The 21,481-nt window shown below is 72.7% G+C and carries 26 protein-coding genes; 9 read left to right on the top strand and 17 right to left on the bottom strand.

Features of this window, described 5'->3' with window-relative positions; translation table 11 throughout:
* Window positions 1-196: 196 nt before the first annotated feature.
* The 5 genes from EQG70_RS18230 to EQG70_RS17395 form a co-directional block, all read right to left on the bottom strand.
* Complete coding sequence (locus EQG70_RS18230; RefSeq protein ID WP_017834952.1) at window positions 197-361, bottom strand: hypothetical protein; 165 nt, start codon at window positions 359-361, stop codon at window positions 197-199.
* Window positions 362-673: 312 nt separating this feature from the next.
* Complete coding sequence (locus EQG70_RS17410) at window positions 674-1,510, bottom strand: hypothetical protein (RefSeq protein WP_109269089.1); 837 nt, start codon at window positions 1,508-1,510, stop codon at window positions 674-676.
* A 148-nt stretch (window positions 1,511-1,658) separates the two neighbouring features.
* Entirely contained in the window at window positions 1,659-2,348 is a 690-nt protein-coding gene (locus EQG70_RS17405) for a VC0807 family protein (protein WP_136340986.1), read from the bottom strand.
* Window positions 2,349-2,493: 145 nt separating this feature from the next.
* Complete coding sequence (locus tag EQG70_RS17400; protein ID WP_109269090.1) at window positions 2,494-3,114, bottom strand: TetR/AcrR family transcriptional regulator; 621 nt, start codon at window positions 3,112-3,114, stop codon at window positions 2,494-2,496.
* A gap of 78 nt (window positions 3,115-3,192) precedes the next feature.
* Window positions 3,193-4,044, bottom strand: a complete 852-nt coding sequence (locus tag EQG70_RS17395) for a helix-turn-helix domain-containing protein (protein ID WP_161976639.1) — start codon at window positions 4,042-4,044, stop codon at window positions 3,193-3,195.
* An 88-nt stretch (window positions 4,045-4,132) separates the two neighbouring features.
* Between EQG70_RS17395 and EQG70_RS17390 the strand changes: the two genes are divergently transcribed.
* Both EQG70_RS17390 and EQG70_RS17385 read left to right on the top strand, forming a co-directional pair.
* Window positions 4,133-4,717 (top strand): dihydrofolate reductase family protein, encoded by a 585-nt coding sequence (locus tag EQG70_RS17390; protein WP_109269124.1) that lies wholly within the window; start codon window positions 4,133-4,135, stop codon window positions 4,715-4,717.
* Between the two features lie 76 nt (window positions 4,718-4,793).
* Window positions 4,794-5,165, top strand: coding sequence for a VOC family protein (locus tag EQG70_RS17385; RefSeq protein WP_109269092.1), 372 nt, complete (start codon window positions 4,794-4,796; stop codon window positions 5,163-5,165).
* Between the two features lie 35 nt (window positions 5,166-5,200).
* On the opposite strand, the gene EQG70_RS17380 is transcribed toward EQG70_RS17385, so the two are convergent.
* The gene (locus EQG70_RS17380) at window positions 5,201-5,821 is read right to left on the bottom strand and encodes a hypothetical protein (RefSeq protein WP_109269093.1); all 621 of its coding nucleotides are present in this window, start codon (window positions 5,819-5,821) and stop codon (window positions 5,201-5,203) included.
* Window positions 5,822-5,923: 102 nt separating this feature from the next.
* On the opposite strand from EQG70_RS17380, the gene EQG70_RS17375 reads away from it, so the two are divergent.
* Window positions 5,924-6,910, top strand: a complete 987-nt coding sequence (locus EQG70_RS17375; protein ID WP_167508934.1) for a GlxA family transcriptional regulator — start codon at window positions 5,924-5,926, stop codon at window positions 6,908-6,910.
* A gap of 35 nt (window positions 6,911-6,945) precedes the next feature.
* Here the strand turns inward: EQG70_RS17375 and EQG70_RS17370 are convergent, their stop codons facing one another.
* Window positions 6,946-7,536 (bottom strand): GNAT family N-acetyltransferase, encoded by a 591-nt coding sequence (locus EQG70_RS17370; protein WP_109244010.1) that lies wholly within the window; start codon window positions 7,534-7,536, stop codon window positions 6,946-6,948.
* A 192-nt stretch (window positions 7,537-7,728) separates the two neighbouring features.
* On the opposite strand from EQG70_RS17370, the gene EQG70_RS17365 reads away from it, so the two are divergent.
* Window positions 7,729-8,601, top strand: a complete 873-nt coding sequence (locus tag EQG70_RS17365; RefSeq protein ID WP_109269095.1) for an NAD(P)H-binding protein — start codon at window positions 7,729-7,731, stop codon at window positions 8,599-8,601.
* Window positions 8,602-8,635: 34 nt separating this feature from the next.
* On the opposite strand, the gene EQG70_RS17360 is transcribed toward EQG70_RS17365, so the two are convergent.
* Window positions 8,636-9,226, bottom strand: coding sequence for a dihydrofolate reductase family protein (locus tag EQG70_RS17360; protein ID WP_109269096.1), 591 nt, complete (start codon window positions 9,224-9,226; stop codon window positions 8,636-8,638).
* Window positions 9,227-9,330: 104 nt separating this feature from the next.
* Entirely contained in the window at window positions 9,331-10,191 is an 861-nt protein-coding gene (locus tag EQG70_RS17355) for a phosphotransferase family protein (protein ID WP_109269097.1), read from the bottom strand.
* Between the two features lie 414 nt (window positions 10,192-10,605).
* On the opposite strand from EQG70_RS17355, the gene EQG70_RS17350 reads away from it, so the two are divergent.
* Together EQG70_RS17350 and EQG70_RS17345 are read left to right on the top strand one after the other, a co-directional pair.
* Window positions 10,606-10,983: a TIR domain-containing protein gene (locus tag EQG70_RS17350; RefSeq protein ID WP_109221529.1), complete on the top strand. Its 378-nt coding sequence runs from the start codon at window positions 10,606-10,608 to the stop codon at window positions 10,981-10,983.
* 70 nt (window positions 10,984-11,053) lie between these two features.
* Window positions 11,054-12,082, top strand: coding sequence for an FAD-dependent monooxygenase (locus EQG70_RS17345; protein ID WP_109269098.1), 1,029 nt, complete (start codon window positions 11,054-11,056; stop codon window positions 12,080-12,082).
* Window positions 12,083-12,113: 31 nt separating this feature from the next.
* Here the strand turns inward: EQG70_RS17345 and EQG70_RS17340 are convergent, their stop codons facing one another.
* Window positions 12,114-12,617 (bottom strand): SRPBCC family protein, encoded by a 504-nt coding sequence (locus tag EQG70_RS17340; protein ID WP_095650125.1) that lies wholly within the window; start codon window positions 12,615-12,617, stop codon window positions 12,114-12,116.
* Between the two features lie 293 nt (window positions 12,618-12,910).
* On the opposite strand from EQG70_RS17340, the gene EQG70_RS17335 reads away from it, so the two are divergent.
* Window positions 12,911-13,861, top strand: a complete 951-nt coding sequence (locus EQG70_RS17335; protein ID WP_109269099.1) for an intradiol ring-cleavage dioxygenase — start codon at window positions 12,911-12,913, stop codon at window positions 13,859-13,861.
* Between the two features lie 47 nt (window positions 13,862-13,908).
* On the opposite strand, the gene EQG70_RS17330 is transcribed toward EQG70_RS17335, so the two are convergent.
* From EQG70_RS17330 to EQG70_RS17310, 5 genes are all read right to left on the bottom strand, one after another.
* The gene (locus EQG70_RS17330) at window positions 13,909-14,235 is read right to left on the bottom strand and encodes a GYD domain-containing protein (protein ID WP_109269100.1); all 327 of its coding nucleotides are present in this window, start codon (window positions 14,233-14,235) and stop codon (window positions 13,909-13,911) included.
* Window positions 14,236-14,390: 155 nt separating this feature from the next.
* Window positions 14,391-14,819, bottom strand: coding sequence for a DUF1801 domain-containing protein (locus tag EQG70_RS17325; protein ID WP_109269101.1), 429 nt, complete (start codon window positions 14,817-14,819; stop codon window positions 14,391-14,393).
* A 601-nt stretch (window positions 14,820-15,420) separates the two neighbouring features.
* On the bottom strand, window positions 15,421-16,578 hold the full coding sequence (locus EQG70_RS18370) for a thermonuclease family protein (protein WP_208746228.1): 1,158 nt from the start codon (window positions 16,576-16,578) through the stop codon (window positions 15,421-15,423).
* A gap of 327 nt (window positions 16,579-16,905) precedes the next feature.
* Window positions 16,906-17,388, bottom strand: a complete 483-nt coding sequence (locus tag EQG70_RS17315; protein ID WP_109269102.1) for a hypothetical protein — start codon at window positions 17,386-17,388, stop codon at window positions 16,906-16,908.
* Between the two features lie 7 nt (window positions 17,389-17,395).
* Window positions 17,396-18,142 carry a hypothetical protein gene (locus tag EQG70_RS17310; RefSeq protein ID WP_109269103.1) on the bottom strand — a complete coding sequence of 249 codons (747 nt, stop codon included), beginning with the start codon at window positions 18,140-18,142 and terminating at the stop codon, window positions 17,396-17,398.
* Window positions 18,143-18,578: 436 nt separating this feature from the next.
* Here EQG70_RS17310 and EQG70_RS17305 point away from each other — a divergent pair, with 436 nt between their 5' ends.
* Window positions 18,579-19,343, top strand: coding sequence for a nuclease-related domain-containing protein (locus tag EQG70_RS17305; protein ID WP_244296603.1), 765 nt, complete (start codon window positions 18,579-18,581; stop codon window positions 19,341-19,343).
* Between the two features lie 181 nt (window positions 19,344-19,524).
* On the top strand, window positions 19,525-19,794 hold the full coding sequence (locus tag EQG70_RS17300) for a hypothetical protein (RefSeq protein ID WP_244296601.1): 270 nt from the start codon (window positions 19,525-19,527) through the stop codon (window positions 19,792-19,794).
* A 155-nt stretch (window positions 19,795-19,949) separates the two neighbouring features.
* On the opposite strand, the gene EQG70_RS17295 is transcribed toward EQG70_RS17300, so the two are convergent.
* Window positions 19,950-20,252, bottom strand: a complete 303-nt coding sequence (locus EQG70_RS17295) for a hypothetical protein (protein ID WP_109269104.1) — start codon at window positions 20,250-20,252, stop codon at window positions 19,950-19,952.
* A 236-nt stretch (window positions 20,253-20,488) separates the two neighbouring features.
* Entirely contained in the window at window positions 20,489-21,439 is a 951-nt protein-coding gene (locus EQG70_RS17290) for a helix-turn-helix domain-containing protein (RefSeq protein ID WP_109269105.1), read from the bottom strand.
* Window positions 21,440-21,481 lie beyond the last annotated feature (42 nt).

Genomic DNA, 21,481 nt, shown 5'->3' with positions numbered 1-21,481 from the left:
GCACATGGGGTGGACCTCAGGGACGATACCAGCCGGACCGCGTCCCTCCGGGCCTCGGGCGGCGTCACTCCCGGGCAGCGGCACCCGCGCCCCGGAACCGCCGCCGGGACGACGACGGAGCGTCGGCCCGGCACGACCGGCGTGCCGGGCCGACGCTCCGTCGGTGGGTCAGGACCGGCACCTCGGTGCCGGCGGGTCAGTGCTGTCGCAGGGGGCGTCCCACGATCCCGGTGGACACCGCGAAGTACGCGGCCGCCGCGAACAGCAGCGTGGCCCACCCGTAGGCCTGGGACCCCAGGGCCAGGACGGCGCCGTTGGCGACGAACAGCATGACGGCCGCGACCGTCAGCCACTGCGCCACCTGATTTCCGCGAACCTCTCGAACCCCTGCCACTGTCATCCCCTTCGTCGATCGCCTCCCGCCTGCGACCGCAGCCGGGATGAGGCCAAGTTAGGTGCCTTTCGGGACATATGTCAGTCGACTTAAGTCCAGACCTCGTGGGAGCCGCGCCAACATCGGGCCTGGTCAGGGGCAACAGGCGAACATGACGAAAGATGGCGCGACCGGCTCCTCCTCCTGGACGCCGGCCGCGCCGGGAGAAGGGGCCGGCACGGGAAGGGGCGGGGACGTGGTGTCCACGTCCCCGCCCCGGTCCTTCCGGTGTGCTGCCGTCTACGGCGCCGCGGGCACCGCACCGGCGTCGGCGCCCGGCACGGCCTGCTCGGCGGCCGCGCCGGCGCCCGGCTGGACGGTGTCGGTCTGCCCGCTCTCCGACTCCTGGCCGCTCGTGTCCGGGAGGGTGCCGCCGGTCGTGGTGTCGTCCTCGGTCACCGCTCCGTCCGTGGGGGCGACCTCGCCCGGAACGACTCCACCCGGGGCCACGGTGACCTCCGCGTCGGGGACGGTCCCCTCGGCAGGGGCCACCTCGCCGGTGCCGGCGGCCGGGTCCTCGACCGGGGCGGGGGCAACGTCGCTGCGCACGGAGACCGACTCGCTGCCGGTCACGGTGCGCTGGATCGTGCCCGTGCCCCCGGAGAGCTCGGTGCCGGTGAGCGCCTGGATGCCGAAGATCGCCGCGACCGCGAGGCCGAGGACGGCGCCGGTGGAGACCAGGACGGGCTTCAGGCGCGGGCGCAGGGCGGTCCAGCGGCTGCCGGCGGCCACGGCGGTGCTGCCGTCCGACTCGGAGGAGTCCAGGCCGGGGCGGGCGAGCACGCGCTGGGCCACGGTGGTCTTCACCTTCTTCAGGCCGCGGCGGCTCTTCTCGAGCGAGGTCGAGTAGATGACGATGGCGATGCCGGAGACGATGCTGGTCAGTGCGGCGCCGAGGACGGTGCCGGCGACGCTGAGGTGGCCGCCGATCACGGACATGGTCGCGGCGGTGGCGGCGCCGGCGAGCAGGCCCGGGATGTTCAGGGCCGGGCTCTTCTTCTCGGACTGCTCCTCGGCCGGTGCCTGCGGATGGTCCTCGGCCGCGGGGGCCTCGGTGCGTGGTTTTTCCAGAGTCATGCTGTCCTGCTTCGGTTGCGGGGAAGGGGGTGCTGATCCCCGCGACGATGCTCGGGCCAGCCTTCCCCATTATCCGGACTGACCTGGGAAAGCACAGGCCGAGTGGGAACTCTCACACCTTGCGGTCCCCTGTGGGCGCAACGTGGCGTCAAAGGCCCAGGTCACCGTCCGGTCCGCTCCGGGCGCCCGGACCGCCGGGCGCCGGGGGCGGCCCGGCCGCCGTGGCCGGCGCGGCGGGCGGGCCCAGGTGCCGCCGCCCGTACGCCTTGCCGGCCTGGACGACGGCGACCAGCAGCACCAGCAGCAGCGCCGCGGCGGCGACCGGGACCGCGTCGACGGGCAGGGTGTAGGCCATGACCGCTCGGGCGCCGGTCCCGATCAGGAAGGCGGCTCCCCAGCCCGCGGTCATCGCCCGGAAGATCCGGCGGAACACCGGGTCCTGCTCCCAGCCGTGCCTCCAGCGGGTGGCGGCCTCGGCGGGCATCAGAGCCACGGTGGCGTCGAAGAGCGCGGACCGGCCGCCGGCGAGACTCGTCAGCAGCCACGCGCCCAGCAGTGCGGTGAGCCAGCCGCCCAGGGCCATCAGCAGCCGGGCGTCGGCCGTGATCAGCCCCACGGCGGTGTTGAGGGCCAGCACGGACAGGGTGAAGGCCCCGAGCCGGTCCAGCCGGCGGGTGCGGGCCGCGGCGCCCAGCACGCGCAGCAGCGGGGCGAGCCCGCCGAGCACCAGCGCCACCCAGGGCTCCGCCCCGGCCAGTCGCAGTCCGTAGTACAGGGCGAAGGGCAGGACCAGGCCTGCGCCCAGCAGTCCCACCAGCGGGTGACGCCGGCAGCTCACCGGCGTTCCGCCCGGGACCGCACCGCCGCTCGGGACCGCACCGCCGTCCGGGGCCGGCGACGGCGCAGGGTTCCGGTCCGGTGGTGTCCCGGCAGGGGGAACGGTCGGCCGCGGGATGGGGTCCGGGACGCTCACAGCGCTCTCCTCAGGGTCTCTTCCGGGTCGCGAGCCCGATCACGGAGACGAGCTCGCGGGTGTAGGTGCCCAGGTCGAAGTCCGGGTCGGTGACCAGCCGCCCGGAGGCGGTGTCGATCGCCCCGCGGACGAGGATCGCCAGGGCATGGGCGTCGAAGTCCCGGAAGGCCCCGGTCTCCTGCCCGTCGCGCAGCAGGCGCTCCAGGTGGGCCAGCACCGGGTCGGCCCCGGACGGGGTGAACCGGGGGGCGCCGTCCGGGGCGCGCAGGTTCATCACGATCTCGGTGACCGCCCGGAGGTCCGCCGGATGCCGGCCCAGGAAGGCGAGGTTCGCCTCCACGTAGGCGGTCAGCACCGCCGAGGGGTCGGTCTCGGCGTCGGTGCGGGCCGCGATGGCGGCCCCGGCGCGGCGGTAGACGTCGATCACCACCTGGGCCAGCAGCTCGTCCTTGGACGTGAAGTAGTAGGAGACCACGCCCTTGCTCACGCCGGCGCGGCGGGCGATCTCGGCCAGGGAGGCCCGCCCGTACCCGGACTCGGAGATGGCCTCGATCGCACACGCCAGGATCTGGGCCCGGCGGGCCGTCTCCGTGAAGGTCGGGGAGTCACCCGAGGCCTCGTTTGACCGCATGGTCAAAATATAGGCCGCGCGGTCAACCCAGGAAAGGGGAGGGCCGAGTGTGACGCCCCGCGGTCGGGACAGGACTCGTCACACCGTCTGAGAGGTCGGAGAGGGAAGAGGGCGTGTCCCGAGCAGGGTGAACGCAGTGGGCCGCCGTGCCCGCGCGAGGGCGAGGGGCGTCTCGCCCGCGAAGCGCCGCACCTCCCGGGTGAGGTGGCTCTGGTCCGAGAGGCCGTGCCGAGCGGCGAGCGCCCCGAGACTCCGGCTCCCCAGCTCCGCGTGCAGGCGCTCGAACCGGATGATCTGTGCTGCGACCTTGGGCGGGACCCCGGTCACCTCGTCGAAGCGCGCGCGCACGTGCCGCACGCTCCAGCCCGAGCGCCGTGCCAGATCCGCGATCCGCGCCTGTCCGCCCGTCTGCTGGAGCTCCGACCACGTCCACTCCACCAGGGCATCGGCCGGTGCCCCGGACCCGGCGAGCCGCACCAGTTCGTCGACCACGATCGCGAAACGCTGGGACCAGCCCGGCGCCTCGGCGAGCCGGTCGGGCAGGTCGTGGCCCCATCGCGGCACCAGGTCCGCCAGTGGCAGGACGTGCCCGGCGGTCTCCCGGCCCGGCACGCCCAGCAGCCGGCAGGCGCCCGGTGGGGTCAGATAGACCTGCACGGAGGCGTGCCGGTCGAAGAAGACCGTGCGCACCGGACCGGGCATCAGCCCGGCGAGGAAAGCACCGTGAACCGTCTCCGCTGCCGCCGGAAGCGCCCGGACGTGCAGCGGTGAGGTGAAGGAGATCTCCAGCACCAGGAAGCTGCCGACCGGCTGCACCCGGGACCGTCCTCCCGGCGGAGCGAGTTCGTCGAAGCCCACGATCCCCGCCACCAGCCCCCGCAGCGGAGGCGGAACGGCCTGCCGGAGGACCGTCGGTGCGGACCCGCTCACGTCTGCCCTCTGTGCCGTGCCGCTTTCTTCAAGACCCCCTCGGCCCCGGAGTTCTACCGTCGGAGGAGGACGAGGAGAGGACCCCACGATGGGCGCGCTGGTCATGATCGAGTTTCTGACGGTCGACGGAGTCATGCAAGGGCTGGGGTCACCCGGGGAGGACCCGGAGGGCGGGTTCGTGCACGGCGGCTGGGGTGCCCCCTATGCCGGGAGCGTCCATCAGGTCACCGCATCCGCGGGGTTCGCGAGGACCTCGAGCTACCTCTTCGGGCGCCGGACCTACGAGAAGATGGCCGCGTTCTGGCCCCACCAGCCGGCCGACAACCCCGTGGCCGCGCATCTGAACGCCACCCCCAAGTACGTGGCCTCCCGGACCCTGACCGAGGCCGCGTGGCCGGGGACACGGATCCTCTCGACGGACGCCGTCGACGCGGTGCGCGGGCTGAGGGCGGGCGAGGACGGGGACATCGCCGTGCTGGGCAGCGGCGTGCTCTGCCGGGAGCTGCTCGCGGAGGACCTGGTCGACGAGATCCGGCTGTTCGTCCACCCCTTGCTGCTCGGATCCGGCAAGCGGCTGTTCGGCGAGCTGCCGGTCCCACGCCGGCTCGCGCTGAGATCGGTCGCCAGGACGGACCTCGGGACCGTCGCGCTCGTCTACGGCACACGGGCGTGAGCGGCCCGTCATGATGGGGACCTGAGGCCGATCGACCTCACCTGTCCATGGGAAAGAGCTCACACAGGAGGAACTCATGATCACGAACGTCGCGGCGGCGGTGCTGTACGTCGGCGACCAGGACGAGGCCCTGGCGTTCTACCGGGACACCCTGGGATTCGACGTCGTCACGGACGCCGACATGGGCGGGGGCGCTCGCTGGATCGAGGTCAGGCCCCCCGGCGCGCAGACGTCCATCGTCCTGTCGGCGGCCTCGGCCTCCGGCAAGGATCCCGGCGAGGGCGCCCACCTGACCTTCACCGCCGACGACGTCGCGGCGACCGTGGCGGAGCTGCGCTCCAGGGGTGCCACGGTGTCCGATCCGGTCAGCGAGCCGTGGGGGACCTACGCCACCGTCGAGGCGCCGGACGGACACCGGCTGCAGTTCCACGAGCGTCCGGGCCGCTGACGACCGCCGTGCACTCCCTCCCGGTCGGCCGGGGATCATCCGGCGAGGGCGAGAGCGAGGACGCCGACCCCGAGGGCGAGGTCGAGGGCACCGCACCACTCGGCCAGCGACCGCGAGACCACCTCGTGGCGGTGCCAGTGCACCAGGTCCCACGCGGCGTGGCCGATCAGGCCGGCAGCGACCAGCACGCGCCCGGCCTCCGGGGAGAGCCAGAGCGCACCGAGTCCGAGCGCCATGAACCCGATGGCGGCGAACGGCTGCCAGCGATAGGCCCCGGGCCGCGAGAAGGTGCCCCGGACCGCGCCGACGCCGACGGCGCTCAGCACGACCGCGGTCATGGCGGCCAGTTCGACGACCGGCCCCGCCCCGGCGAGCCGGGCGGTGACCACGAGGACGACCAGGACGGCGAGCACCGGCCAGGACCAGCGGGGACGGACGAGCACGGCGATCACCACGTACCCCGTCGTCGCCAGCACCAGCACCAGCACCAGGAGCACGGCTGTGACGCTGTGCGGGTCGTCGGTGGCGAGGTTGAACGCGGCGAACGCCAGGCCGAGGATCGCGGGCCACCGCCGTGCGATCGCCCGGACGGGTCGGGGCGCCGACGATGTCGGCGCCGGAGCGGAGAGGGTTGCGGACGGAGGCCGGTGGTTCATGCCACGAGGGTAGGAGCGGCCGGACGTCACTCTTCGGGCCCGTCCTCCGCTGCGTCCGGAATCCTGGGATACTCGTCCCACACCGGGTGACAGGGGAACCTGATGGCTGATCGTGCCACGGCGGTGATCGCCTACGACGGGGCGGAGCTGCTCGACATCGCCTGCATCACCACGCCCCTGGCCCTGGCCAACATGATCGGCCGGCCGCGCGACCCCTACCGGGTGCAGGTGCTGAGCCTGCGCGGGGTCCCGATCCGCTGCGAGACCGGTCTGACCCTGCAGGCGGACGGCGCCCTCGAGCACGTGCTCGGACCGGTCGACACCATGATCGTGACGGGCGGCCTCGGCCACCACCGCGCCGCCGACGCCGAGCCCCTCCTGCGGCACGTGCGGCGCCTCGCGGCCACGAGCCGGCGGGTGGCCTCCGTGTGCACCGGCGCCAGCGTCCTGGCCGCCGCGGGGCTGCTCGACGGGCGGCGCGCCACCACGCACTGGCGCTTCGCCGCCGACCTCGCGCGCCGCTATCCGCAGGTCGAGGTCGATCCGGACCCGATCTACATCCGCGACGGGCGGATCGCCACCGCGGCCGGGGTCACCAGCGCCCTGGACCTGACCCTGTCCTTCATCGAGGACGACCACGGCGTGCCGCTGGCCCGCCAGGTGGCCCGCAACCTCGTGACCTACCTGCAGCGGCCGGGCAACCAGGCCCAGATGAGCCTGTTCACCGGCGTCTCCGGAGGAGGCAACGACGTGGTGCAGCAGGCGATCGGGTTCATCACCACCCACCTGGACGCGGACCTGTCCACCGCGGCCGTCGCCGACCGCGTCGGGGTCAGCCCCCGTCACCTCACCCGCCTCTTCGACGCGCACCTGGGTCTGCCGCCGGCCCGGTTCGTGCGGGAGGCCAGGACCGACGCCGCCGCCCGGCTGCTGGAGTCCAGCTCGTTGCCGGCGGCGGCGATCGCCCAGCGGTGCGGGTTCGGCTCCGCCGAGGCCCTGCGGCAGAGCTTCGTGGGCCGGTACGCGATCTCGCCCACCGACTACCGGGCCCGCTTCAGCCGCCCGCCCCGTGCTGCGCCCGCGTCCTGACCGCGTGGCCGGTGCGGGCCACGCTCAGGCCCCGCTCACCGCAGCGGCAGCCGCATGAGCACGCGCGGGAACCCGTTGAGGACCGAGGTGGTGTCGGCGGCCTGGGTGAAGCCGGCGCGCTCGAACATGGCGCGGGTGCCGACGTAGGCCATCGTTGTGTCGACCTTCTTGTCCCCGTTGTCCACCGGGTAGCCCTCGACGGCCGGTGCGCCGTGGCCGCGGGCGTGCTCCACGGCGCCTTCGAGCAGGGCCTGGGCCACACCCCGGCCCCGCTGGCCGCCGCGCACCCGGAAGCACCACACGGCCCAGACCGGGAGGTCGTCGACGTGGGGGATGCGCCTGCTGTGGGCGAAGGAGTGCAGCTCGGCCCGCGGGGCCACGCCGCACCAGCCGACCACCGTCCCGCCGTCGTAGGCGAGGACGCCCGGCGGGATCGGCCGGGCGCACAGCTCCTGGACCCTCTGCGCCCGTTCCCGGCCGGTCAGCGCGCGGTTCTCCTTGGAGGGGAGCCGGTAGGTGAGGCACCAGCAGACCGCCGAGTCGGGGTTGCGGGGGCCCAGGACGGTGGCGACGTCGTCGAACCTCTCGCTCGTCGCCGGTCGGATCGTGAACGCGGTGGAAGTCATGGTCGTTCCTCGCTGCTGGGCGGAGTGGCGCCGGCCGTGCTCCTCACCCTCGGGAGAGCCCGCCGTCCGGACCACCCTACGGGCGGACCACCCTCCGGCGGGTGCGGACGGCGGCGGCACCCGGTGCGCCGGGGCGGCCGGAGTCGTAGCGTGGGGGGTGCACCGGACTGCTCGAGGCAGAGGGGACCCGTCATGAGGATCGTCGTCACCACGCCCACAGGGCACGTGGGCTCCCGGGTCGTGCGGCTGCTCGTGCAGGCCGGGCAGCGGCCCACCGTGCTCGTGCGCCGCGCGTCCCGCCTGGACCCGGACCTGCGGGCCCGGTGCGAGGTGGTCGAGGGGGACCAGGGTGACCTCGCCGCCGTGTCCCGGGCCACCGCCGGGGCCGACGCCCTGTACTGGGTGAACCCGCCGACGGACGACGACGACCCCGTCGTCGGCTACGCCCGGATGGGCGAGGTCGCCGCCGCGGCGGTGGCCGGGAACGCCGTGCCGCGAGTGGTCTTCCAGAGCAGCGTCGGCGCCGAGGCCCGGCACGGGTTCGGTGAGATCGACGGCCTGGCCCGCACCGAGGAGCTGCTCGACGCCACGGGCGCGCACGTCACCCATCTGCGCTGCGGGTACTTCTTCACCAACCTGCTGCTGGATCTCGAGTCGGTGCGGTCCGGGGTGCTGAGCACCATTCTGCCGGTCGACCACCGGATGCCCTGGGTGGACCCGCGGGACATCGGGGACGTCGCCGCCGTCCGGCTGCTGGCCACCGACTGGACCGGCCGGCACACGCAGGGCGTGCACGGGCCCGAGGACCTCTCCTTCGCCGAGGCCGCCCGGGTCGTGGGGGAGGCGCTCGGGCGCCAGCTGACCGCCGTCCAGGTGGCCGAGGCCGAGGTCGCCGGGATCCTGCGCTCGGCCGGCCTCACCGACGCGCAGGTCGAGGGGGTGCTGGGGATGTCCCGGGGGCAGCGGGGTTTCACCCCGGAGAACCCGCGGGAGCCGCTCACCACCACGCCCACTCCGCTGGGCGCCTGGGCCCACGCCGTCCTCCGGCCCGCGCTCGCGGCCTGAGCCGCCCGCCGACCCCGGAGCGGTGCCCGCCGGGTCAGGACGAGGGGGCCGGGCGGCGGTCCCAGGTCAGGACCACGTGGCCGCCCTCGAACGTGCTGACGTCCGTCAGGTCGAACCGGGCGGGCGAGAACTCCCCGGCGTCGAAGGCCGGCCGCCCGGCCCCGGCGAGCACCGGGTAGAGCTTGACGACCACCCGGTCGATCTCCGGGAGCACCGCCGCGGCCAGCGACGCACCGCCGACGAGACAGACGTCGAACGGCGAGTCCTCGGCCTTGAGCGAGCGCACGAGCCCGGCCGGGTCCTCGCGCACGACCGTCACCTCCGGGGTGAGCTCCTGCTGCGTGGTCGACACGACGTACTGGCGCAGGTGCGCGTACGGACTGACCACGCCGATCGCCAGGGCCGGTTCGTAGGTGCGCCGGCCCATGACCACGGTGTCGAAGTGCCGGTGGGGCGCGTCGTCGAGGCCGAGGTGGGTGCGGACGTGGGTCGGGAGGGTTTCGGGGAACTCCTCGCCCAGCCAGGCGCCGTAGGCGTCGGAGAGCGGGAAGAAGTCGGTCTCGTCGTGCGGGCCGGCGATCCGGCCGTCGATCGAGACGCCGATGAAGTAGGTCAGTCGTCGCATGCTGCCATTCTCGGCCGGTGCACCGGGCGACGTCACGGCAGTCCCGGACGACGACGGGCGCGGTGGCGCGCGGCCGCCGCCGAGGGTCCGCTCCGGGGTCCGCTTCACCGCCCGCGCCGGACGCGGTCGAAGGTCTCCCGGGCGACCTCCCACGTGGTCTTGCCGACGTCGAAGTGGTCGGTGAGCATGTACACCCCGATCCAGCGCTGGTACGTCCAGGCGCGGTCGAGGAGCCCGGGGTCCCTCGGCCCGGTGTAGCGCTCGTGCACCGCGCGGACGAAGTCCTCGCCGTACTCGTGCAGCTCCGCGAAGTCCACGGCCGGGTCACCGACACACATGTCGCTGAAGTCGATCACGCCGAGCCGGGCGTCGTCGTCGTCCCAGAGCAGGTGCCGGCTGTAGACGTCGTTGTGGACGACCACCTCGGGGAGGTCGGCGGCGAGGAGCGCGTCGACGTCGGTCAGGATCCGCTCCACCTCGTCCAGCTCTGCCGGGGTCAGCACGGCGGGCAGGTGGACGGCGGCCGCGCTGCGGACGTCGTCCTGGTCCTCGGCCAGGAAGGACGCCGGCACCTGCTCCAGCGGCGTGCCGGGGACGGGTGCGGTGTGCAGGGCCGAGAGGAAGCCGGCCAGCTGGTCCACGAGCGCGTCGCGCGCCGTCCCGTCCAGGGAGGCCAGCACCTCCGGCTGGAGCGTGCGGCCGGGCAGGAGCGGGTACCCGGCGAACGAGCCGTCCGGCGCCACGCGGTCGTAGCGCGGGATCCGCACCGGCAGCCGCGGGGCGAGGTGGTCCAGCACCGCGATCTCCCGGCCGAGCGCCTCCGTGTACGGCGCCTCCTGCGGGAAGCGGAACACCAGGGCCTCGTCCAGGACGACGATGACGTGGTCCCAGCCCTCGGTGATCCGCCGCGCCCTCGACCACGTCAGTCCGGGGAACGCCGCGTCGATGCGCTCCAGCTCGTCCATGCCGCTCCTTCGTCGTCCTCCGGATCCGTCCGGCGCGGGCTCCTTGCGCGCGGTGGTGCCGGTGCCGAGCGCGCGGGTCACGTCGGGCCGCAGTGCTGGGCCGGCGGGCGGATTCCGGTTCGTCGCCCACCGGCCGGTCCCGTCGACCTCTCGTGCCCCGGTGCGCGGGGGTGTTCTCGGGACCGCGGTGCTCGACGGGCTCAGCCCGGGTGCGGGGCAGGCGCAGCACCATTTTCCCACCCCGCCCGCGAGCAGACCAGAGCGCACGGAGGGCGTTCGGGCCGCGCACTGCACATCGGGACATCAGAGGTCTTCATGAAGGGATGTTGCTCGGCCCCGCCCGCCGGACGGCGCCGACCGCATATGGTGCCTTGCACTAGGACAAACTTTCGATGTGGCAGGGAGTTGACGGCAATGGCGCCGAAGACTGTATTTCTGGCGTTCGCGGAGCAGGACGAGCTGTTCCGGAACCTTTTCACCGCGCAGTGGGACCGGGCCGGGGACCAGGCGCGGTTCGTGGAGCCGCCCGGGAACGGGGCGAGCGCGGACGAGTGGAAGCAGGACGTGCGGGACCGGATCCGCCGCAGCGACGGCGTGATCGCGCTGATCGGCGGCGGCACGCCGGCATCGGACGCGGCGCGGTGGCAGATCCGGTGCGCGGTGGCCGAGGACAAGCCGCTACTGGGTCTGTGGGTGGAGCCCGAGGCGCGGAAGAAGCCGGCCGAGATGGGCCCCGCCCGCTGCGAGACCTGGACGTGGGAGAACATCGGGAACTTCCTGGACCGCCTGTAGCCCGGCCGCCTGCAGCTCGACCGCCCGGGGCACGTCTCGGGACCGGGACCCGCCGACCACAGGAGGAGCCGTGCGCGGATCGGCCGTCGTCATCGGTGCGGGCATCGCCGGCCTGGCCACCGCCCGCGGCCTGCTCGGCGCGGGCTGGTCCGTCCGGGTGCTCGAGCGCTCCTCGGGCCTGCCCGGCGCCGGCACGGCGCTGGGCATGTGGCCCGAGGCGATGCGGGCCCTGGACCGACTGGGGGTGGGCGAGCAGGTCCGGGCCGCCTCCGTGGAGCAGCGGGGGGCGCGGCTCCTCCGGCCGGACGGCACCGAGATCGCCCACCTCGGCCCCGGGCGCACGGCCCGGCTGGTCCCCCGGCCGGCGCTCCTGGCGGCGTTGGCCCAGGGCCTGCCCCCGGACGTCATCGCGTGGAACGCCCCGGTGACGGACCACGGCGCCCTGCCCGCGGCCGACGTCGTCGTCGCGGCGGACGGCGTCCACAGCCCCGTCCGCGCCGCGCTCTTCGGCGTCGCCCCGCGGCCGCTGGGCACGGTCGCCCTCCGCGGCACCGTCCCGGGCCCGGCGGACGGCGTCACGGAGACCTGGGGGCCGGCGCGGCTCTTCGGGATCACCCCGCACGACGCCGAGCGCACCAACTGGTTCGCGAGCGTCCGCGCCGACGTGCTCGCCGCCGCCGCGTCCGGGCGCGACGACGCCCAGGCCCTCCAACGCCTCTACGGCGACTGGCACCCGGACGTGCGGCGCGTCCTGGCCGCCCTCGGGAACACCCCGATCGACCGGCGCACGCTGCTCGACGTGCCCCCGCTGCCGTCCTACGTCCGGGGGCACACCGTGCTCCTCGGCGACGCCGCCCACGGCATGGCCCCCAATCTCGGCCGGGGCGCCTGCGAGGCCCTCCTCGACGCGACGGCGCTCGTCGAGGCGCTGAGCGCGGCCTCCGACGTGCCCGGCGCCCTGCACCGGTACGACGCCGTACGCCGCCGGCCTACCGTCCGCACGGTGCGTCTGGCCCGTCTGGCGAACCGCGTGGGCACGGCGCGGCACGGGCTGGCCGTGCGCAACGCCGTGGTCGCCGCGGCGGCCCGCCTGAGCTGACCGGGTCAGGCGCTGGTCCCGACCCCGTCCGTCACGGTGCGGAGGACGACGACGCGGCGTCGGCCTCGGCCACGCGCTTGAGCCGCTGCAGGCTCTCCCGCAGACCCTGGCGCATCGTGGTCATCCGGTCCCGGTCCCGGCCCAGGGTGCCGATGATGAACCAGCCGATGCGGCCGACCGGGCGGGCGATCTCGTAGGACTCCGTCACTCGGGTGCCGGTGCCCTCCGGCTCGAACCGGTAGCGCCACACGAGGGTGCCGGCGAAGCGCTCGGTGCGGGCGAAGGCGAACTCCCGGCCGGGCTCGGCGGCCATGACGATCGGCGTGTTGTGCCACGGGAACCGGGAGTCGGGCGGCACCCGGTTGCGGGCCCGGAAGCGTGCGCCGACGCGGGGTCCGCCGTCGTCGAGCCAGACGACCTCGTCGACCTCGGGACTGTACTCGGGGGTGCGGGTGACGTCGGCGACGAGGTCGTAGACCGTCCGCGGCGGCGCCTCGACGTGGATGGAGTCCTCGGCGCGGCCCAGTGTCTGCATGGTGGTCCTCCGTGCGGTGTCCGAGTGACGGGGCCTGGGCACCCCGGGGGGAGCGGCGGGCCGGGTGCTCCCACGGTAGGACCCCGGTGCGCCGGGTCCGTCCGGGTGAGACCGGATCGTTGCTCGCCGCGGCTGCGTGTCGCCGGCGGAGCGCGGCCGGCGCGCTCCTCGCAGACAGAGTGTCCGCACCGGCCCATGAATCCGCACACGCGGAGCTGTGTCCCGGCTCAGCCGCGGCACAGCACCCGTTCCTAGCGTGGAGGCCGACCACGACCCGAACCGATGGAGGATCCATGGACCGCAGCACCCCGCACGAGACGGCGCTCAGCTACGAGGGCCGCCGGCTGCCGCGCCCCGAGGAGGAGGTGGTGGACCAGGGGCTGGGCTTCGACATCGGCACCCTGATGAACCGGCGGAAGGTGCTGACGGTCTTCGGTCTCGGCGCCTCGGCCTTCGGACTCGCGGCCTGCGGGGCCGGAGCGGGCGGCAGCGGCGCGAGCGCGTCGTCGTCGGCCTCCACGTCTCCTTCGCCCTCGGCCACGGCCCTGGCGGTGGACGAGATCCCGGACGAGACCGCCGGGCCCTACCCTGGGGACGGCTCCAACGGTCCCGACGTGCTCGAGCAGAGCGGGATCGTGCGCAGCGACCTGCGCTCCAGTTTCGGGGACGCCGGCGGGACCGCCGAGGGCGTGCCGATGACGCTGGAGCTGACCATCGCCGATCTCGCCAACGGCGGGGTGCCGTTCGCGGGAGTGGCCGTCTACGTCTGGCACTGCGACCGGGAGGGCCGCTACTCCATGTACAGCGAGGGCGTCACGGAGGAGAACTACCTGCGCGGGGTGCAGATCGCCGACGACGACGGGAAGGTGCGCTTCACCAGCATCTTCCCGGCCTGCTACACGGGCCGGTGGCCGCACATCCACTTCGAGGTCTACCCGGACCAGGCGTCCATCACCGACTCCACCACCGCGATCGCCACCTCGCAGGTCGCCCTGCCGAAGAACGCGTGCGACGCCGTCTACGCCACCACCGGCTACGAGTCCTCCGTCAGCAACCTGGCCCAGCTCACCCTGGCGAGCGACAACGTCTTCGGCGACGACGGCGGGGTCAGCCAGCTGGGTGCCGTCACCGGCAACGTCGCCCAGGGCTATACCGTCACCCTGACCGCCGGGGTGGACACGACCACCACGCCCACCGGCGGAGGCATGGCGGGAGGGCCGGGCGGGCCGCCCCCGTCTCGCTGAGTGATTCAGCGGTCGGTCTGCTTCTGGGGTTCCCTTGGCAGACGAGATCAGGTCCCGGGAGACCGGTACTTGATCTGCTCGGCCCGGCGCAGGGCCTCCAGTGTGTCCTCGACGCTCATGAGCACCGTGGTCTCCAGGGAGCTGAGGGCGCCACCACCGCTGATGGCCAGGACGACAGCGGCCATGGACACGTTGTCGGGCGCCTCCCACAGGTTGTAGCCGTCGTGCTCGCCGAACGCGTACCAGAACCCGTGCAGCTTCCCGCCGACGGATTCGATGTAGTCCTGGGCGGCCTGGCGACGGTCCTCCGGGTGGGCGATCAACCGCGCCCAGGTCTCCGGGGTGTAGCTGAACTTGGACAGGTAGAGCGGCATCGTCTCGTCCCCTCGTGTGGTGGTGTCCGTCCGGCCGGTTCCGATCAGGCGTGTGCTGACCGTAGGCCCCCGCACGGGCACACTCCAGGGGATCGCCCGGATCGTCGCCGGCCCGTGACTCATGTCGCCTCCGTGTCGGAGGCGGCGGCGTCCGCTCAGTCCGGGGCGCCGTCCCGAGCGCGGTCCGTCCAGGGGCCGTCGCCGAGCTTCGCGTACGAGGCGGCGACGATCTGCTCGAGGACGTCCAGGTCCACCGCGCCGAGATCCTTGAGGTAGATGCAGCCCACTCCGGTGGTGTGCGGGCCCAGGCGCGCCAGGTTCTCCCGGTGGGCGTCGACGCCGTCGTACACGTAGACCGTCGTCGCGGCCTTCCGCGCGGCGAAGCCCGCCGCGGGGGCGTCGCCCTCGTGCCCGCTCGCGTACCTGTAGTGGTACTGGCCGAAGCCCACGATGGTGCCCCACATCTCCGCCGGCTGCCCGGTGACCCGGGTGAACAGGGGGATGAGACGCTCGGCGTCCGCCCGCCGCTTCGCCGGCGTGACCCCGGCAAGGTACTCCTCGACCGGCTGACCTGTCTTCTCCACGGTGGGCTCCTCGGGGTCGCTGGGACGTCGATCGTCTCAGGCCCCAGGGTCCTCAGCCGGTCCGACACGGCAGCGCGGACTCCGCTCGCATCCTGGGCGACGAAGACGCCGGCCGGTCATCGAGGGCTCAGGCGCGGCGTCCGGGGCGTGCGGCGAAGTCGTCCGAGCGGACGAGGTCTGGTCGGAACGTTGGTCACCCTGTCGTCTTGTCCAACTTTGTCTGAACAACATTTTACAAGAGGCGGGAAAGACCGCGATTCACAGTGCGGTCACGCCTGGTCGTCGCCATCGGGCGCTTCAAGTCCGCGGGAGCAGTGGCAGAAATGCTGTCAACGACGCCGAGCACCCTGGTGCTCGGCGTCGGCAGGCCACGGCCGTGCGGTGGGTGGCGCTGACGACGGGGCCGACAGAGAGGTGCTCCTGATTTCCGACACCGACACCGGCCCCCACCCCGGACAACCCGAGGTTGAGCCTTCCAGGTCGCGTCCTCCCGAGTTAGGGTGAAAGTACTGGATCCCCCTCGCCTCTCCACGATGCGCACCCGGGGGATTTTTCATTTCGGGGTCATCACCACTTCCGTGACCAGATCCTGTCGCCGGGATCAGCAGGGCTTGAAGAACTTCCCGCCGGGCGCGTAGCAACGAGGTCCCGTGTAGCCGGGAATGTCCGCGTAGTAGCCGGGCGGGGCCTGGTTGACGATGTTGGCGCCCGGGTTCGGGGCGGGCTTCGGCGCAGGGGCGGGAGCGGGAGCGGGAGCAGGCGCCGGGTTCGGCGCGGGCGCCGGCGCGGGTGCGACCGCTCGACGGGCGGCGTCGGTCGCTGCCTGCCGTGCCGCTTCCGCCTGGCGGTCCAGCTCAGCCTGCTGGGCGGACTCCGCCTGACGGGCCGCGTCCGCCTCCGCCTGTCGTCGCTGGTCCTCGGCCGCCCTGCGCTCCGCTGCCTTGGTCTCCGCCGCGCGGCGCTGCTCAGCGGCACGTTCCTGGAGGGCCGCGACGTCCTGGCGGACGCCCGAGATCCCGCTCGTGAGCGACGGCAGGCCGACCAGATGGCGGATGTGCGGGTGCGCGTCGCCGTCGACCGCGTCGAGCGCCGCCAGGAACGCGACGGCGGCCGCGACCTCACCGGCCGCATCGGCGAGATCCGCCGGCGCGGCGTCGGCGAGCGCGCTCGTCGCCTGCTGGAGCTGTGCGGGAATGGTGCAGCCGTGGGCCGGGTCGAGCAGGCCGGTCCGCTGCTGCTCGGCCTCCGCGAAGGCCTCCTCGACGGGCGGCAGGAACCGGCCGTTCGGCGCGATGTAGAGCGGTGTGCCCAGGCCCTGGCGGGCGATCTCGGCGTTGACCAGCGTGCCGTCCTCCAGGAAGACCCCGGCCAGGGTGCGGTCGTAGCGGTCGGTGCGCTCCTGGTCGTACTCCAGGCCCACCACGGTGCCCGGCGGCAGGAGCTCCTCCAGCAGCGCGGTGGCCTCCGGGCCGAGGCACTCGACGATCTCGTTCGGGTCCTTGGTCTCCGGGGTGTCGATGTTGAGCAGCCGCACCCGCACCACCTCGCCGTCCCGCTGGACGTCGACGGTGTCGCCGTCGATCACCCGCTCCACCACGGCGCGATCGCCGCGCAGTTCCGGGGCGGCGGAGGTCTCGGTGGAGGCGGCGTTCGACGACGTCGTGTCGCTGGAGACCGCCGACCCGCCGCAGCCGGTCAGGAGCAGGAGGACGAGCGCGGAGGCGCCCAGGCGGAGAGAAGCAGAAGAGGAGGGAGCCACGGGAGTCCTGTCAGGAAAGCGTCAGTTCCCCTCCAGCCTATGGATGCATCTGCAATCACCGGGGAGGCTGGTGTCCCCAGTTCTGCGGCCGCAGGCTCAGGCGCGGTAGCAGGAGGGGACGTGGGGACGGGGCTGCCGTCGTCGGCGCGGTCCTCGACGGTGCCCGGGGAGTCAGTGATCCCGGCGGATGTTGGGGAATGTCGTTATTCCCGCCGTGCGGCCTCCTGCATCTCGGATGGTCCCCGGCACGATCTGGCCGGTGGCGTGCTCCGGCGCGAGTGCTGCGAGGGCCGCCACCGGCAATGAGGCCAGGTCTCAGCGCAGCGGCTACGGTGCCGCGGCGAACGCGGCGGCGATGTCGACCGTCACCGCGGCCGGCGGCTCCCCGCTGTCCAGGGGCACTCCATGGGTGAACTGCCGAGTGCTGTTGGCGACCTGGATCCGCGCGGTTGCCCCGTCCCGGTGCACGGAGACCAGCCGCAGATCGGGGTCGGCGTGGGAAAGGTCAGGGAGGTAAGCACCTAGGTCGTCCAGGAGTTCGCTCCACAGTTGCTGGGGGGCGGGGGTGTCCGGGTAGGTGTCGGGATCCTGCGCGGCCGGCGGGGTGATGGGTCCGGCAACCGCGCTCAGCAGCTGTGCGATGCGAATCCGCCCGGCCGTCAGCGGCACGGTCACCGACGGTCCCGTCACGCACTGCACATCGGCGGTCTCCTGGGCCAGCGTGACGCCGGTGATGAGGCTGTGGTGTTGGGCGCGTTCGACCATGGACAGCTCGTGCAGGAAGGATCCGCCGGTCACGGTCACGTCCATCAACCCCTCAGATGTTCAGAGCGTTCTTCACGAAGTCAGGGCACGCTCCTGCGTATCCCTGACAGTACGTCGTCGTCACTCCGAAGGGGCGGCCGTCACTGGTGTTGGTGCGGAAATCCACCCCCGCCATCACCGTGACCGTTCGCACCACCTTGCACGTGCGCCACCACAGGATGCCAGAGCACCTGACTTCGTTCACCGGGGTGCTGTAGTTGTACTTGGAGCCGGAGACGAACCACTTGTGCTGGGGATACTTCGTCGTAGCTCGCGCGACCCGGTAGTTGACGTTGTGGGTGTTCACGATCTTGGTGTTGATGTTGCTGCGCAACGTCACGGTCCTGCCGTCACGATCCAGCCAGCTGTAGAGCACGGGCGCGTTGGCGGCGGCCACCATCACCCGGGGAGCCGCGACTGTCGAGGCCACGAACTGCTGCTGAGACTGCAGAACGGGCTGATCCGATGGCAGAGCGGCCTCCTCCGGCAGCAGCAGTTCGGGCACCGTCTCCGGCTCCTCGAGCACCGCCTCGGCGGCCCCTTCCTCCACGCCGACCTTTTCCAGGTCAGTGGCCTCCACGGTCTCGCCGACCACCACGTCCATGTCGCCGACCACGGCGAAGGACACCTCGGCGAACTCCTGGCCGATCTCCGGTGCAGGAATCGGGGTCTCGATCCTGGTGGCGGCTGCGGGAGTGCCCAGCAGACCCACCACCAGGACGGTGGCGATCGTTCCTGTGGTGATGCTTCTGAGCCTCATGGACCACTCCTTGCGCCGGGACGACCCTGTGACCGTCGTGGATGACGCTGACGCTATCCACTGTGTTTGCAATCGACATCATCCGAAAGGAGGGGGCAGTACGACGCGGACGTGTCTCGTCGGTCGGAACATGCTGGCCTGCGCCGAAGTGCTGCGGAGCAGGGGGTCGCGCTGCTGGCGCTGATGGCGTCACACAACGGAACGAAGGCGCTGCCACTTGCCGTGTACTAAAGCAAAGACATGAGATGCAGGGAGACCTTTTCGTCCCGTTCGAAAGTTGACCATCATGACGCCCTCCGTCGACCCTGCGCTGCCACCTCCTGCGCCCATCCGCACCGCGGGATTCGCCGCCTTCGGGCTGCTCGGGCCGCCGGCGGAGGCCCGAGCCCCGATGCCGGAGTCGAGTCTGGCGAACCGACGAGCAGGCCAGGCGGTGATGGCCGAGACGCTGCGGATCCATGACGGAGATCCGCCCCGGTCGTGGTGGCGACGTCTGGCCGGAGCCAGCCCGCTCAGCGCCGACAGCCGGCCCTGGTTCCAAGGGGCGCTCGGAGAGATCGCGGTCGGGCAGATCCTCGGCCGCCTGGGCCCGGAATGGACGGTGCTCCACGCCGTTCCGGTCGGCGCCGGGGTCTCGGACATCGACCACGTGCTGATCGGCCCGGCAGGCGTGTTCACGCTCAACACGAAGAACCACGCGGGCAGAAATGTCTGGATCGGCGAGCGCGCGATCCTGGTCGACGGGCACAAGCAGCACTACCTGCCCCACGCCCGGCACGAGGCGGCCCGAGCGGCGAGGCGGCTGAGCGCGGCGGTGGGGGAGTCGGTGTCGGTCACCCCGGTGCTGGTGCTGATCGAGCCGGGAAAGCTGACGATCAAACAGCGTCCCGCCGACGTCAGAGTTGTCACCGATCGTGAGCTGCTGCGCTGGCTGAAGCGTCGTCGTCCCGTCCTGGCTCCCGAGCGGATTGCCCGGATCGCTGCCGCAGCCGTGGTTCCGGGGACCTGGCACCACCATCCCGCGCCGCCCGAGGACCCGGTCGCGCTGCAGGAGCGCTTCGCGGAGCTGCGGCACACCGTGCGGAGCGCGCGACGCCGCCGCAGGCTGTGGGGCCTCGGGATGATCTTCGGGGGCACTGCAGCCGCCGTCAGCTACGGCTCAGACCTCCTGACGGCACTGCTCAGCGCCGGACTGTCCTGAGCGGCAGGGCGGCGGACGGGCACGCAGCACGGCGCTAGTGACGAGGCGCCCTCCCGGCCTTGGTGAGCTCTGGCATGGGACATCTACTCGACCCGGTCCCACCCACGTCAAATGTCGGCGGCTTTGCGGGGGAGCCGGGTCCTCTCTTGCTGGTGGCTGTCTCGAGGCGCACAGTTCTCCTATGAGAACGACGACGCCGTTGTTCGTGGTGGCTGTGGTGATCGCGGCCCTGGCCCAGTTGGTGGTCGGGTTCTTCTACATGGCCAGCGGTCTGATGGCTCCGCTGTGGGCCATCGTGCTCCTGGGCGTGTGGTGGGTGCTCCTGACCTACGTCGGGGTGCGGCTGGTGCAGCGCCGGTCCTACCTGGTGCTCCTGGTTCCCCTGGTGGCCGTCGCGACGTGGTTCGGCGTCATGACGTTCGGGGAAGCGGTCCTCGGCTGGACTCCCTGAGACTCATCAGCCCGTGCCGCATGCGCCGCCGGAGGTTCACACCGCTGCCCGCGGTGTTCTGCGGCCGGCTGCTGTAGCGCCTTTCGGGGTAATGCCCTCGTCCGGCAGGAGGCGCTGGACCTGCCTGCCGGACGAGAGTACCTCCCAGGTGAACCTCACGAGCAGGTTGCGGGCCCGGACAGGGGCCGTGCGTTCCTCGGGATGTCGTCAACCACGGCGGCCTGCCAGGCCGACGACGCGGCGACGACGTTCGACGGACTCGCCGCGTGACCGGCGCCCACGCGCGGGGCCACGTCGCCCAGGAAGACCAGGCTGCGTCGCAGCGTGTGGACCCAGCCGTCCCAGCCGAGGTCGCGCCACGGCACCCGCTCCTCCGGGGGTGCGGCCAGGCGGCCGATCACTGTGTACACCGACAGCACAGCGGCTGCGGCCAGCACCAGGAACACGAACGAGATCATGATGAGCTCCTTGCCTGCGGTGTGCCGGCCGATCCGGCTCACCCTCACGCTGACAAGCCTCGTCGCCTGGAACCTGTTGCGCGAGTGGCAGAAATGACTGCCTCCGGTCGTTTTCTGCCAAGTCTGTCGACGCTCTGCCACGGAGTCCCGGATGAGCGGAACGCTTGTTCGAGATCGCGGCCATGACGGAGCTCGTCGGCCGCGCTCTCGCGGCCGAGGTGCTCAGCAGGCGGCGCTCAGGAGGTCGTCGCGAAGCGACGGCGGTACTGCTGCGGGCTGAGGCGGCGGATCCGGGTGAAATGGTGGCGCAGGGTGGCCGCGTTGCCGAAGCCCACGTCCGCGGCGATGCGCTCGACGGGCAGGTCGGTTTCCTCGAGGAGCTGCTCGGCCCGGTGCAGGCGCCGCGCGGTGATCCAGGCATGCGGGGTGGTGCCCGTCTCGTCGCGGAAGCGGCGGGCGAAGGTGCGCGGTGACATCGCGGCGCGCCGGGCCAGGGCGTCGACGTCGAGCGGTTCGTCGAGGTGGCCCACGATCCAGGTGAGCAGCGGGTCCAGCGTCTCGGCCCGGCGTTCGGGGACCGGGTCCTTGATGAACTGGGCCTGTCCGCCCTGGCGCTGCGGCGGCACGACCATGCGCCGTGCCACGGTGTTGGCGGCCGCCGAGCCGAACTCCTGGCGCCACAGGTGGAGGCAGGCGTCGAGACCCGCGGCGGTGCCGGCGCTGGTGAGGACGCTGCCGTCCTCCACGTAGAGGACCTCGGGCACCACGTGTGCGGCGGGGAACCGCTCGGCCAGCTCCGCGGTGTGCATCCAGTGGGTGGTGCAGCGGCGGCCGTCGAGCAGCCCGGCGGCACCCAGGATGAAGGCGCCCGAGCAGATGGACAGGAGCCGGGCGCCACGGTCGTGGGCCGCGCGCAGCGCGTGGATCACCTCGGCCGGGACCGGGATGTCCCGGGACATGGCCGGGAGGACCACGAGATCCGCCGCAGCCACCCGGTCGAGGCCGTGCTGGACCGCCACGTCGAAGCCGGCGATCGTGCGGACCGGCCGCCCATCGGGGCTGCATACAGCGAAGTCCATGACGGGCAGGCCGTCGCCCGAGCGGTCGATCGCCCAGGCCTCGCAGGCCACCCCGAGCTCGAAGGGGGAGACCTCGTCGAACACGATGACGGCCACGTTGTTGATCATGGGTCCATGCTCCCAGCGGACCGGCAGGAAGTCGACGACAGT

The organism is Kocuria rosea (assembly GCF_006094695.1).
GTDB classification, from domain to species: domain Bacteria; phylum Actinomycetota; class Actinomycetes; order Actinomycetales; family Micrococcaceae; genus Kocuria; species Kocuria rosea.
Note: the sequence above shows the minus strand (reverse complement) of the source record. Positions and strands in the feature narration are given on the sequence as shown.

Excerpts from the sequence above, each read along its gene's own strand:
- EQG70_RS17410 (WP_109269089.1), bottom strand. The coding sequence starts at position 1,510 with ATGACTCTGGAAAAACCACGCACCGAGGCCCCCGCGGCCGAGGACCAT.
- EQG70_RS17400 (WP_109269090.1), bottom strand. The coding sequence starts at position 3,114 with ATGCGGTCAAACGAGGCCTCGGGTGACTCCCCGACCTTCACGGAGACG.
- EQG70_RS17390 (WP_109269124.1), top strand. The coding sequence starts at position 4,133 with ATGGGCGCGCTGGTCATGATCGAGTTTCTGACGGTCGACGGAGTCATG.
- EQG70_RS17385 (WP_109269092.1), top strand. The coding sequence starts at position 4,794 with ATGATCACGAACGTCGCGGCGGCGGTGCTGTACGTCGGCGACCAGGAC.
- EQG70_RS17380 (WP_109269093.1), bottom strand. The coding sequence starts at position 5,821 with ATGAACCACCGGCCTCCGTCCGCAACCCTCTCCGCTCCGGCGCCGACA.
- EQG70_RS17375 (WP_167508934.1), top strand. The coding sequence starts at position 5,924 with ATGGCTGATCGTGCCACGGCGGTGATCGCCTACGACGGGGCGGAGCTG.
- EQG70_RS17370 (WP_109244010.1), bottom strand. The coding sequence starts at position 7,536 with ATGACTTCCACCGCGTTCACGATCCGACCGGCGACGAGCGAGAGGTTC.
- EQG70_RS17365 (WP_109269095.1), top strand. The coding sequence starts at position 7,729 with ATGAGGATCGTCGTCACCACGCCCACAGGGCACGTGGGCTCCCGGGTC.
- EQG70_RS17360 (WP_109269096.1), bottom strand. The coding sequence starts at position 9,226 with ATGCGACGACTGACCTACTTCATCGGCGTCTCGATCGACGGCCGGATC.
- EQG70_RS17355 (WP_109269097.1), bottom strand. The coding sequence starts at position 10,191 with ATGGACGAGCTGGAGCGCATCGACGCGGCGTTCCCCGGACTGACGTGG.
- EQG70_RS17350 (WP_109221529.1), top strand. The coding sequence starts at position 10,606 with ATGGCGCCGAAGACTGTATTTCTGGCGTTCGCGGAGCAGGACGAGCTG.
- EQG70_RS17340 (WP_095650125.1), bottom strand. The coding sequence starts at position 12,617 with ATGCAGACACTGGGCCGCGCCGAGGACTCCATCCACGTCGAGGCGCCG.
- EQG70_RS17335 (WP_109269099.1), top strand. The coding sequence starts at position 12,911 with ATGGACCGCAGCACCCCGCACGAGACGGCGCTCAGCTACGAGGGCCGC.
- EQG70_RS17330 (WP_109269100.1), bottom strand. The coding sequence starts at position 14,235 with ATGCCGCTCTACCTGTCCAAGTTCAGCTACACCCCGGAGACCTGGGCG.
- EQG70_RS17315 (WP_109269102.1), bottom strand. The coding sequence starts at position 17,388 with ATGGACGTGACCGTGACCGGCGGATCCTTCCTGCACGAGCTGTCCATG.
- EQG70_RS17310 (WP_109269103.1), bottom strand. The coding sequence starts at position 18,142 with ATGAGGCTCAGAAGCATCACCACAGGAACGATCGCCACCGTCCTGGTG.
- EQG70_RS17305 (WP_244296603.1), top strand. The coding sequence starts at position 18,579 with ATGGCCGAGACGCTGCGGATCCATGACGGAGATCCGCCCCGGTCGTGG.
- EQG70_RS17300 (WP_244296601.1), top strand. The coding sequence starts at position 19,525 with ATGAGAACGACGACGCCGTTGTTCGTGGTGGCTGTGGTGATCGCGGCC.
- EQG70_RS17295 (WP_109269104.1), bottom strand. The coding sequence starts at position 20,252 with ATGATCTCGTTCGTGTTCCTGGTGCTGGCCGCAGCCGCTGTGCTGTCG.
- EQG70_RS17290 (WP_109269105.1), bottom strand. The coding sequence starts at position 21,439 with ATGATCAACAACGTGGCCGTCATCGTGTTCGACGAGGTCTCCCCCTTC.